The organism is Paramuribaculum intestinale, assembly GCF_003024925.1.
Lineage (GTDB): Bacteria > Bacteroidota > Bacteroidia > Bacteroidales > Muribaculaceae > Paramuribaculum > Paramuribaculum intestinale.
On record NZ_PUED01000260.1, the window covers coordinates 1 to 2,583 of the forward strand.

1 protein-coding gene is annotated in these 2,583 nt (G+C 49.2%); it reads right to left on the bottom strand.

Annotation, left to right across the window (positions count from 1 at the left end; translation table 11 throughout):
- Positions 1-121: 121 nt before the first annotated feature.
- A partial coding sequence (locus C5O24_RS12455; protein WP_262497766.1) for a helicase-like domain-containing protein occupies positions 122-2,583 on the bottom strand: 2,462 nt, incomplete at its 5' end.

Below are 2,583 nucleotides of genomic sequence, written 5' to 3' on the forward strand. Positions count from 1 at the left end.
TGCTTACTGCACACATTTGTTGGTATGTATAGAACTTGTGTGTGTAGTAGTTGTGTTGTTGTTTACAAGCGGAAGACTGCAGACTTGTTGCTCAGTATGTTTGTGGGCTCGGAGAGGTGTATTAGAGATCATACTCGAATATATCCATTGTATTTATGCCGTGGTTCGGCAACGAGAGAGGATTTATCCTCTTGTCGTTTTGTGGATTGCGGGGGGGGGCGATGTTGGCGGATTGTTGTGGGGTGGTCGGTATGATTTCCTCGCCGTTCTGTTCCTCTCTTTTCGGAGCTAACTCAGCGGTTATTTTGCGGTCGAGGGCGGCGAGTTCGGATTTGAGTTGCTTTAACTCGTCCTCCTTTCCCCATGTCTTGGCGATGATTGCTTCGAGCTGGGGAACGTCGGCTTTGAGTCTGGCGGTGCGTTCCTCATACTGCTCGATGATGCCGGGTATCTTCTCCAGTGCGTTAACGAAGTTCATACAGGCGGCGTGAGTGTCGCTCATGGCAATGAATCCGTTGTTGAACTTGTATTTGTAGTTGCCTTCGACCACAAAGCGGTTTTGAACGGTCTCCTTGCCGTCAACAAGATTACGCTCCGAGATGATGCTGATGGGGAAACCATAGACCTCGCCGACACGCTGATACTGACCATGAGTGTCGGTACGCTGCGCCAGACCTTGCAGATGGATACCCATATTCTTCTCGTCAGAGAGGTTGCAGGTATCTATGGTGAGATTGTTGACGGGGTTGCCGTCTTTGTCTCGCTGTACGACCGACTGATAACGGGCAGCGTCCTCCTTCATGCGACTGATTGCAGCCTCGTTGTTTGCGATGTCGTGACTGATGGTCTGGAGCCTGAACTTGGAATCTGAAATGCCCTTGTTGTGGGCTTTGCGCTCAGATTCCAGTGCCGCGATACGCTTTTCAAGTTTAGCCTTTTCAAGAAGGTCGGTGTTACCACTGAGAATAGCCATATACTCCGAGAAGTTCATGCCGTTCTTCTCGTCCATTGCACCCTCGTCGATGGTACGAGCTCCGAGTGCGCCGGATTTGAGCTGGTCTATAAATGTCGCTTTGCAGTGAAGAAGATTGAACTTGTAGGAATCCAGCGACTTCTCAACCGCATAGATGATTACATCAACCTTATTGTCAGCATATAACTTGGCAGTCTCGTTGCCGGCTCGTATGGCTCTGCCGTCCCTCTGTGTGAGGTCAGAGGGACGCCACGGCGTATCCAAATGATGAAGACAAACCGCTCTACGCTGAGCATTTACGCCTGTTCCGAGCATACTTGTAGAACCGAAAAGAACACGCACATCGCCACTGTTCATAGCCTCGATGACTGCCTTTCTCGACCTTTCGGTTTTACACTCTTGTATAAACCTGATTTCATGTGCCGGAATACCATAATCTTCAATCAGCTTTCGCTTGATTTCGGAATAGACGTTCCATTCGCCGGGCTTGTAAGTTCCGAGATCGCTGAAAACAAACTGTGTACCTTTCTGCGCATCATACCTGCGATAGTATTCTGCAATCATCTTGGCGCAGTGTGAAGCCTTGTTGTTAGGATCATCCTCAGCGTTGGGGTCAATCATGCGCATATCAAGAGCCATCTTGCGGGCATAGTCCGTGGCAATTAGCATTTTCGCCTTTTCCTCCGTTTCGGAAAGTGGTGCTCTGCCGAGTATAGTGGCATCGCCACTCTCGGCAAACTTCATCAGTTTCTCGATGAACGCCTCCTGCGCCAGTGTCGGTGGAATATTATGGAGAATCTCATGTTTCTCCGGTCGGTCAACACCAACATCCTCCGCCGTGCGGTAGTCGGTAATCTCATTGTAGAACGCCGCAAGTTCCGGCACCTTGATGAAATACCTGAATCGCTCTTTTGCCACAATATTATTTGTGACATTGAACTCAAAGTCGGTAGTCTTCTTTGCAAAGATTGCCGCCCACGCGTCAAAGCATCGGATGTCCTGCCTTTCAAGCTCATTCGGACGGAGATATTTGAAAAGCAAATACAGCTCCGTCAATGAATTGGATATGGTAGTGCCACTGAGAAAAGTCGCGCCCAAATCCTTACCGGTTCTCTCTTGAATGGTACGGATTGCATACAACAGGTTGAGTGCCCTCTGGCTACCTTCACTGTTGCCGAGACCCGCCACACGGTCGTGCCTTGTATTGAACATCAGGTTCTTGAACTGGTGTGACTCGTCAACAAAAATATGGTCGATGCCCATCTGCTTGAAGTCAACGACAGCATCCTTGTTCTGCTCCATCTGATACTGAATGGTCGCTATCTTGGCGGTAAGATTCTCTTTTCGCTTGATTAGACCTTTGAGCATACCACGGCTGATGTCGTGGCCCTGCTGTTTCAGCACTTCGAGGTTTTCTTCAACTGTGTTAAGCTCCGCCTGAAGGATTTGCTGCTGCATTTCCGGCGACTGCGGGATCTTGCCAAACTGGTCGTGCGACATTATCACGCAGTCATAATCGTTGTTCTTGATCTGATTGAAGAAATTGACGCGGTTGTCAGCCTTGAAACTCTTTTCATCGGCGAACAGTATCCGGGCATTTGGATAGGCAC